Origin of the sequence: Pseudalkalibacillus sp. NRS-1564 (assembly GCF_050467905.1) — a bacterium.
GTDB classification, from domain to species: Bacteria; Bacillota; Bacilli; order Bacillales; family Guptibacillaceae; genus Guptibacillus; species Guptibacillus hwajinpoensis_B.
The window spans coordinates 1-8,016 of sequence record NZ_JBITPM010000056.1 but is presented as its reverse complement, the minus strand read 5'-3'; the positions used below and the strand labels follow the sequence as shown (position 1 = coordinate 8,016).

11 protein-coding genes and 1 pseudogene are annotated in these 8,016 nt (G+C 38.6%); 5 read left to right on the top strand and 7 right to left on the bottom strand.

Annotation, left to right across the window (positions count from 1 at the left end):
- Positions 1–38: 38 nt before the first annotated feature.
- From ACIFPW_RS22005 to ACIFPW_RS21990, 4 genes are all read right to left on the bottom strand, one after another.
- Positions 39–599 (bottom strand): GNAT family N-acetyltransferase, encoded by a 561-nt coding sequence (locus tag ACIFPW_RS22005; protein ID WP_430247158.1) that lies wholly within the window; start codon positions 597–599, stop codon positions 39–41.
- Positions 600–760: 161 nt separating this feature from the next.
- On the bottom strand, positions 761–1,108 hold the full coding sequence (locus ACIFPW_RS22000) for a DUF805 domain-containing protein (protein WP_430247157.1): 348 nt from the start codon (positions 1,106–1,108) through the stop codon (positions 761–763).
- A 116-nt stretch (positions 1,109–1,224) separates the two neighbouring features.
- Positions 1,225–1,761: a GNAT family N-acetyltransferase gene (locus ACIFPW_RS21995; protein WP_430247156.1), complete on the bottom strand. Its 537-nt coding sequence runs from the start codon at positions 1,759–1,761 to the stop codon at positions 1,225–1,227.
- Between the two features lie 191 nt (positions 1,762–1,952).
- Entirely contained in the window at positions 1,953–2,600 is a 648-nt protein-coding gene (locus ACIFPW_RS21990) for an NUDIX hydrolase (protein ID WP_430247155.1), read from the bottom strand.
- 200 nt (positions 2,601–2,800) lie between these two features.
- Here ACIFPW_RS21990 and ACIFPW_RS21985 point away from each other — a divergent pair, with 200 nt between their 5' ends.
- Together ACIFPW_RS21985 and ACIFPW_RS21980 are read left to right on the top strand one after the other, a co-directional pair.
- Positions 2,801–2,923: a hypothetical protein gene (locus ACIFPW_RS21985; RefSeq protein WP_430247154.1), complete on the top strand. Its 123-nt coding sequence runs from the start codon at positions 2,801–2,803 to the stop codon at positions 2,921–2,923.
- 23 nt (positions 2,924–2,946) lie between these two features.
- The gene (locus tag ACIFPW_RS21980; protein ID WP_430247153.1) at positions 2,947–3,297 is read left to right on the top strand and encodes a hypothetical protein; all 351 of its coding nucleotides are present in this window, start codon (positions 2,947–2,949) and stop codon (positions 3,295–3,297) included.
- A gap of 248 nt (positions 3,298–3,545) precedes the next feature.
- On the opposite strand, the pseudogene ACIFPW_RS21975 reads toward ACIFPW_RS21980, so the two are convergent.
- Both ACIFPW_RS21975 and ACIFPW_RS21970 read right to left on the bottom strand, forming a co-directional pair.
- Positions 3,546–4,338 (bottom strand): annotated as a pseudogene (locus ACIFPW_RS21975) (SDR family NAD(P)-dependent oxidoreductase).
- A 12-nt stretch (positions 4,339–4,350) separates the two neighbouring features.
- Complete coding sequence (locus ACIFPW_RS21970) at positions 4,351–5,319, bottom strand: MBL fold metallo-hydrolase (RefSeq protein WP_430247152.1); 969 nt, start codon at positions 5,317–5,319, stop codon at positions 4,351–4,353.
- Between the two features lie 415 nt (positions 5,320–5,734).
- Here ACIFPW_RS21970 and proC point away from each other — a divergent pair, with 415 nt between their 5' ends.
- Positions 5,735–6,553, top strand: coding sequence for a pyrroline-5-carboxylate reductase (gene proC, locus ACIFPW_RS21965; protein ID WP_430247151.1), 819 nt, complete (start codon positions 5,735–5,737; stop codon positions 6,551–6,553).
- A gap of 103 nt (positions 6,554–6,656) precedes the next feature.
- Here proC and ACIFPW_RS21960 read toward each other — a convergent pair whose 3' ends face one another.
- Complete coding sequence (locus tag ACIFPW_RS21960) at positions 6,657–6,920, bottom strand: HPr family phosphocarrier protein (protein WP_194222062.1); 264 nt, start codon at positions 6,918–6,920, stop codon at positions 6,657–6,659.
- Positions 6,921–7,181: 261 nt separating this feature from the next.
- Here ACIFPW_RS21960 and ACIFPW_RS21955 point away from each other — a divergent pair, with 261 nt between their 5' ends.
- Together ACIFPW_RS21955 and ACIFPW_RS21950 are read left to right on the top strand one after the other, a co-directional pair.
- Positions 7,182–7,490, top strand: a complete 309-nt coding sequence (locus ACIFPW_RS21955) for a MerR family transcriptional regulator (protein WP_194222063.1) — start codon at positions 7,182–7,184, stop codon at positions 7,488–7,490.
- Positions 7,491–7,598: 108 nt separating this feature from the next.
- Positions 7,599–7,985 carry a DUF302 domain-containing protein gene (locus ACIFPW_RS21950; protein ID WP_194222064.1) on the top strand — a complete coding sequence of 129 codons (387 nt, stop codon included), beginning with the start codon at positions 7,599–7,601 and terminating at the stop codon, positions 7,983–7,985.
- Positions 7,986–8,016 lie beyond the last annotated feature (31 nt).

The window sequence follows — 8,016 nt, the reverse complement described above, 5'->3', positions numbered from 1 at the left end:
AGCATGAGTCATTTTTGATTGGAGCATTCACAAAGCCATTAAGTAATACTCGCGTAGATACAAGTATCTGTTATCTGTGTTCCGTCGATCGACATATCTTCGTTTTTGAGAGTTCCTTCGAAATCATAGTCCAATCGTTCTGGAATCGCACGACTTCGCTCGTTTTCTCGATCGCATCTAATCTCGACCCTTCTGCACTTCAAGTCCTGATGCGCATATTCAGTAAGTTTCTGAACGGCCTCAGTCATATAGCCATGACCACTTTGCTTCGTAGCCACCCAATACCCAATTTCAAGCTTTGGAACATCCCATTCAATGTTATGAAACCCAGTGGATCCAACAAACTCATTTGTTTCTTTCAAAAACACCAGGAACCTTAAACTTTCACGCTTTAGGAATTTAATATGCGCCTCTCGTGTATTAATCTCTGTATCCTCAGGAGTCGGCGTTTCTCTAGCAAAGCCAAGCCAGGGCCTCAGTTCACTTATAGAAGATTGAATGGCTTGATTAACTATTTTACCATCCCCGTATTCAGGCATTCTTAACATTAATCGTTCTGTTTCAAGTACTGTTTCAATTTCCATTAAGATTGGATTCATTTCTATCCCTCCGACGTAAGTAAAGACATTCCCTCAAAAAGAAGGAGATTTACAAATAAGCTGGAACAAGCGATTAACTTTTCACCTTCAACTAGAATTTGAACCGCCAATCAAGGAGATTAGCGGTTCAAATGAGATCAGAATAATGGAAATTGAGCTAACTATACTACTTTAGGATTTTTCCCAAAACGGTTTTCTTCTACATCACTATCTAAGCAAGTGAAGACCAGAATGACAATACTACCAATTAGAGGAATAAGTCCAATGAGCACCCACCAACCGCTTCTTCCAGTGTCATGCAATCTACGCACAGTTACAGCAAGCGAAGGTAAAATAATGAACAATGAATAAATACTTGTCAAAAATGGGGAAATATCAGCTAGAGACTCTACTATCGTTAAGACAATAGAAAAAATAACATTAAAAAGAGTAAACATCCAATATTCTTTACGCCTTGCTCTTCCTTGGAAATTCACATAATTCTTTAATACTTTCAAATACCAGTTCATACTGCTTCTCCTTTAGCGAATAAGTTTAGTAGATTAGTACCTTTTTCATACAAAACAGTATAACATAAAGGCTAACAATATTAGGTAAACAAATCAATAATTGGATATAAAATCTGCTAATTCACTTCTCTTCTCAAAATACTCATTCTAACCCGGTCGACATACTTTCCTTCTCTATACCGATCCTCGCGCAATATCCCTTCTTCAACAAAGCCACACTGCTTGCAAGACTTGATTACCCTACCATTATCTACTTCTACTCTTAGCCAGATCTTATTTAAACTAAGTTCCGTAAACCCTAAATGAAGCATAGCTTTTATGGCACTCATCCCATAGCCTTTCCCCCAATAGCGTTTATCACCTATGGCAATACCTAGCTTTGCATGACCGTTTAACTGATCAATATTCTTTAAGTCTACCCAGCCAATATGTTGACCTTCACCAGTTACAATAGCTCTTTGCTCATACCCGTTCTTTCGAGTGATGCACATTTGAATCCAGTTCATTGTTTCTTCTCGTGTAAAAGGAGGATATTTCGCCGGCATATTCAGATGCTTCGTTACGTCTCGATCCAGGCACCATTGATAGCGATCTTCAACATCTAATAGAGATAGTTCTCTAATCGTAACAAAAGGTAAGGTTTTTGTTTTCATATTCTGCTCTCCTACTTGATCGATTTTAGTGGTGCATTTCTCCCGTTGCAGAAACTTTAATCTTTACTCCCAATAACAAGCCTGAAGGTAGGGAAAACAAGTTACCATTGGCTCGGCTGGACCATACTTTATGAAGAACCAAAGAATGAAGTAATAAGACAGCATTACCCGATTCTTTTTAGAGACCCCTTTTACCTCCTCAGATTATCTTCACTCTGTGTGAAGTTTTTTTCTATCTCCTTCACAACCGATTGATAATAAGAGACTTCATGTGGCACAAAATGAAGTTTATTGATTTTTTCATTCACGTTTATTCTCTCTTCATCGTCATTCAAGCAAAATCCTTTTACATCCACTTCATCCCGCTCTCCCAACCAAAGGTCATAAAATTGATCAAAATCAGCTTGTACGATTCCAGAAACTTCTTCTTTTTGAAGTTTAAACTTCTCCAATGGCTGATTACACTCATAGAGGAAGATGTTGGCGATTTCATTATCAAAAAAGTGGTCTTTTTTAATCGAAGCTTTTATGACCTTTAGCGGGGTCAATTCATTATAGGAAACACCAATTCCGAGCTCTTCCTCGACTTCCCTCACTCCGTCTTCAACAGACTCATCAGCCATTAAGTGACCAGCCGCTGTGATGTCATACAGCCCTGGAAAATCCTTTTTCCGATCACTTCGAAGCTGAAAGTAAATCTTTCTAACACCATTTTCGATCCGCACAAACCAGCATTGAAAAACCTCATGCCAGTAACCTTCTCTATGTACCTCTTCTCGAGATGCGTTGCCGATCGCTTCTCTATTCTCATTAAATATCCTCACTAGTTCACTTTTCATTTTACACCCTCGCTTTTTATCTTTAGCTGGATAGATAAACTTCTATTCCAGTAAAATCCTCTTCCTTATTTTAGCATTATTACTATTGACTACAATTATTATTTCATCAACGTTTCCATTCACATATCTAATAAGCTAGATTATTCCGAAACTTCTCTACTGTATTAATCGTATAAATGGAGGAGGGGGTGATGATTAGTATGAATCAATTATTTTTTTCGGATAACTTTTTTTCGGCAGGAAGAACAGACATCTACAATAGCGATCGCGAGACGGTAGGGCACTTAACCTTAGAAGCGCGTTCTCTTCTAAAGTCGAAATAGAAGACGTCAATGGAGACATTACTATGGAGGGAGCCTTTACGTTTTTCGCTAACAAATGGATGGTTAGAAGAAAAAATGGCGATGAACTCGGTTGCGTGAAAATGTCTTTTACTTTTCTATCAAAGAAATTCCATTATTTCAAAGACGGTAAGAAATTCACTATAACGTCACCTGCATTTTCAAAAGCATACAGCATAACCAATGACTCCAATCGTGAGATAGCTACTTTTCAAAGAACAAATAGCTATTTTGAATCAGCGAATTATGAACTTAAGAATATGTCAAGTAACCTTTTAGCAGAAGAATTGATTTCAATTATTATGGGCGTGAACGCCTTTCAAAAAAATGTTAGTGCAGCCGGAGCAGCTACTTAGCCAATAGGAAGTAAAGAAAGGGGAAATCACGATAGTCAGCTAAAATCCAAATAATCATCACTGTAGCAGGCATATTGTTTCTCTCTACGAAAGAAAGAGTGGCTCTTTCTAATGAAAACACCACTAGTGCCTATATTTTCATCATCCTCGATCCACTTAACCTTAGGCAGGGGCAAATAAACGAACGGCTCCTAGAAAAGGCAACCTAAAAAAGAAGAGCATTTTAAAAGCGCTCTTCAAACAACTCATTATTTTTGATCAAAAAACTTACCCGCCACTTTTTCAACCACGCCTGGAGCAGTATGATAAAGTTTTGCTCCTACGTTCATCCAGCCTGGGAGATTGACTTCTCGTCGACCTTTTTTCAATAGCTGCTATGATTTCCTTTGATACCTTCTCTGAAGATAACATCATTTTTTCAACATTTTTAATATAAGTCCCACTACTATCGGCTGTCTCAAAAAAGCTTGTATTAATTGGACCTGGGTTAACTGTAGTAACAAAGATGTTATGTTCCTTCATTTCCATTCTTAAACTATTCGAAAAGCCAAGCACAGCATGCTTGGAAGCAGAATAACCGGAGGATTTTGGAGTAGCAAGTTTACCTGCCTGTGATGCTACGTTAACAATGTGTCCCTGTCTTTTTGCAATCATCCGAGGCAGCACATGAGATGTAAAGCGCATCAGTCCCAATACGTTCACATCAAACATTGCTTCAATATCTTTCATATCTGCATCTACAAAAGCATCGAATTTCCCGAATCCCGCATTATTAATTAATACGTCTATAGGTGGCATTTCCTTCAGCAAAGAAGGCAATAGTTGATCAACCCGCTTACGGTCACCTACATCCAGGCTCCATACAGCTGGAGGGTATGCTCCACTTTCTTCGATTTGCTTCTTAACGTCCATTAATTTATCTTCGGAACGAGCAACGAGGATGAGTTTAGCGCCTTTTCTAGCTAAGTCAACAGCTAGCTGTCGTCCTATACCGCTTGACGCTCCGGTGATCAGGATTACTTTGTTTTTTATTTTTTTCATTAGTTCCTCCTCTTACAGCTTATACCGATAATAAGTTTGTTCTTTATCCTTTATTTTCACGATGACATTTTCCGACTCTAAATAATCTAAGTGACCAATTGTCTCTGAAAGTGTAAGGCCCACTTGCTTCTTATAAACACCTGGAAATAATTCCTTACATACTTCGAAAGCAGTTAGCGGCTGTTTTTGCAAGAGCAACGCTACTTTATCAGAGCGTTCTTCTTGCTTCCTTAGGCGCTCCTTAATTAAATCATCCGGATTTAAAATAGGCTCTCCATGTCCCGTATATACATATTGCAAATGAGCATCTAACGTTTTCCGATAAGAATTACGCTGCTGAATGAGTGGTTTTGGACGCTCTGTTCCTTTCACATAGGGCGGTTCAAGAAGCGGATTAGATGAGATTTTCTTAATAAGATGATCGCCAGCGATCATCGTTCCTGTTTCCTTATGCCATAGAGAAATATGACTTTGTGCATGACCAGGAGTTTCCATGACCGTCCATTCTGAACATCCAGGGACGCCATCCCCTTCTGATAGATGGATATCGCACTTCGCTCGATCTGTAAAAGCAAGATAATCACGCGTGTCGCGAGCATGATCAAAATACTGATCAGCCACGCCCGCTTCTCGATAGATACTTGTCATAAATGTATCATTTTCTTTCAAAAAAGAATCGCCCATTTGAAGCCAGCGATCATTTTTCCAATGTCCAAGCACGCGTACTCCTCTTTCCATCATACCCCCAACCAGTCCAATGTGATCTGGATGATGATGAGTTAGTACTACTTGTTCAATATCCTCGAACGCATAACCATAATTTCCCAACTGCTCATTGAGTTCTCGCTGTGCCTCAGGTGTTCGCGGACCTGTATCTACAAGCGTCAGCACATCTCCTTTTATTAAAAAACAATTAACAGGGCCAACTGCAAATGGTGTTGGTACCGTCATTGAAAGAACGTCAGCTTTCGTTATATTCAAATTACCCGCCACCTCTACTTTTCTTTCGTTGCATGAACTAATTCTATTCTACCGCTCTTCCCTCTATTTGTCATTATAGCAAGATAATTAAATTTGAATTTTCCGACAATGGGTATTGACAATTCTCCCTGTTCGTTGCATACTATGTAAAATTAGATTGAACGTATTGGCTTTGAACGGGACTAGTAAAAGACTAGGTAAGCGTCAGAGAGAGGAATTCACCGGCTGAAAAATTCCTTCACTTCGCCTACTTTGAACCTGCCCCGGAGCCTGCTGTGAAAACACAGCCGCTTCCCACGTTACAGGGTACTTGAGGATATCGCTATGATATCAAATGAAGGTGGTACCACGGATAACGCCCATTCGTCCTTTAAATAAAGACGAATGGGCGTTTTTATATGGAAGGATGAGTAAGATGAAGAAACACACCATCGCATTCATAGGTGCCGGATCGATCACAGAAGCCATCATCGAAGGTATGATCAAAGAAAAATTTATTCATGCAAATCAAATTGTTGTGATGAACCGCTCAAACTTGGATCGCCTTGAAGAACTTAAAGACAAATACAATGTGCAAACTACACAGAACATAGAGCAGCTATTAAAGAACAATAAAGTAATCATCCTCGCCATGAAGCCTGCTGACGCAGAAACTGCCTTAAAAAATATTCAACCATATATTAATGAGAGCCATCTTATTATCTCTGTACTCGCCGGAATCACAACCTCTTATGTTGAGGAGGCTATTGGAACGTGCACACCTATCGTTCGAGCTATGCCTAACACATCAGCTATGATTGGATTATCCGCAACAGCGATTTCTCCAGGTCATTTCGCTAAGAAAGAGGACCTGTTATTTGCAGAAAACTTATTCCTTACAATCGGAAGTGTTGTACAGGTTACAGAAGATAAAATGAACGCTGTAACAGGGTTATCTGGTAGTGGCCCAGCTTATTTTTACTATATGGTTGAATGCATGGAAAAAGCTGCGATTCAAAATGGCCTAGACCCGGATACAGCACGCGAGCTGCTGCTTCAAACAATGAATGGAGCCGCAAACATGCTCCGTCGCACTAATCAATCTCCAACTTTATTAAGAGAAAAAATTACAAGTTCAGGAGGAACAACACAAGCTGGAATAACTTCTTTAAAGGAATATCAATTCGAAAGATCAATATTGTCTTGTATTACGGACGCAACTAAAAAAAGCAGAAGAGCTAGGAAAAGCGTTTGAGAAACAAAAATAACTAGCTTAACTAACCCGGACATTCGTACAATGTCCGGGCAAACAAAAATAGAGCGCCATTTTAATTACTTTAAAAGCCCTCTTTATCTATTTAAACACTCTTCTTCTGAACAACTTCACACCTCTTTTTCAAGTGATATAAAGCCTCTTCACTGTCGAGTCCATTTGCAATAATTTTCATTGGCCCAAAATGAGTTGTTAACCGTCCCATACTTAATATACTTTTAGCATTTAATCGTCTTCCTTCAACTTCAACAATAATATAACTACTAAACTCGTTCGCACTTTTGACAAAATCCATTAAAAAGGTCATTGTCACTTTACCTGTGATCAAAACGGTTTCTTTATATACCATTGCAACATCCTCCTTAGTAATATATACAACCGTTTGCACATTTCTATATTGACACCCTCTTTGGCTATCCGCAAGTCTTATGGCACCTTTCCTCACACACTCTTTGCGAACAACGCATATCATACGTTAGGTATTCTAACATACGATACATTTTCTTTTAGAGCCTATGCTATAATCATAATAGATTGCCAGTTTAGAAGACTTCAATAGTATATGTAGCGGTAGCTGCATTATGAATATATCCACAGGGAGTGACTGGAGATGTCATACAAAGATAAAAAAGTTCTGCCAATCGGTTCAGTTAGTGAACTAACGGGACTATCTTTACGAAAAATCCGCTACTACGAAGAAAGAGGACTAATTTTGCCAGAACGATCTGGTGGCGGAACTCGAAAATTTTCATTTACGGATGTAGAGAAATTAATGGATATCGCCAATCAAATTGAAGATGGTATGCAAACATTTGAAATCAAAAAGCTATATAAGAAAGAAAAGCAGAAAGACAAAGATAAAATCAGAGATGAAATGATTCGTGGCCAACTAAATGCTGCTTTCAAAATGACGAAATAAACAAAACAGGCGACAAACGCCTGTTTTTTCATATGGACTCGTTTAAAATATACGATGCCGGGTATACCAATAAAGCATAACGATATTTATTATAAGGGGTTGTTCTAAATGAGTTTTCATTACACAGTTGAAACATCCAAAACAGTCGAACAGGCAGTCTCTGATTTAAGTACGGAACTTCAGACAGAAAAATTCGGTGTATTATGGGATTTCGATCTATCTGCTAAGTTACAAGAAAAAGGAATGGACTTTCATACACCTTATCGTGTTCTAGAAGTTTGCAATCCTAAAGAGGCTGAGCGCGTTCTAAATGAAGACAAATTAGTTGGGTACTTTCTCCCATGTAAAATTGTTGTATATGAAGAAGATGGTCAAACTAAAATCGGAATGCCCAAGCCAACAACATTATTAAATTTAACGGGTGATGACAACTTAAGCGATATTGGCTCTGACATTGAAAAGCGCCTTGTTTCATGTATTGATAAAAGCAAATAGAATTACTGAACAAGAAGAGGCTGGGACATAA

Coding starts and splice junctions, on each gene's coding strand:
- ACIFPW_RS21995 (WP_430247156.1), bottom strand. CDS start 1,761: ATGAAAACAAAAACCTTACCTTTTGTTACGATTAGAGAACTATCTCTA.
- ACIFPW_RS21980 (WP_430247153.1), top strand. CDS start 2,947: ATGGAGGGAGCCTTTACGTTTTTCGCTAACAAATGGATGGTTAGAAGA.
- ACIFPW_RS22005 (WP_430247158.1), bottom strand. CDS start 599: ATGAATCCAATCTTAATGGAAATTGAAACAGTACTTGAAACAGAACGA.
- ACIFPW_RS21985 (WP_430247154.1), top strand. CDS start 2,801: ATGAATCAATTATTTTTTTCGGATAACTTTTTTTCGGCAGGAAGAACA.
- ACIFPW_RS21955 (WP_194222063.1), top strand. CDS start 7,182: ATGTCATACAAAGATAAAAAAGTTCTGCCAATCGGTTCAGTTAGTGAA.
- ACIFPW_RS21950 (WP_194222064.1), top strand. CDS start 7,599: ATGAGTTTTCATTACACAGTTGAAACATCCAAAACAGTCGAACAGGCA.
- ACIFPW_RS22000 (WP_430247157.1), bottom strand. CDS start 1,108: ATGAACTGGTATTTGAAAGTATTAAAGAATTATGTGAATTTCCAAGGA.
- ACIFPW_RS21960 (WP_194222062.1), bottom strand. CDS start 6,920: ATGGTATATAAAGAAACCGTTTTGATCACAGGTAAAGTGACAATGACC.
- ACIFPW_RS21990 (WP_430247155.1), bottom strand. CDS start 2,600: ATGAAAAGTGAACTAGTGAGGATATTTAATGAGAATAGAGAAGCGATC.
- proC (WP_430247151.1), top strand. CDS start 5,735: ATGAAGAAACACACCATCGCATTCATAGGTGCCGGATCGATCACAGAA.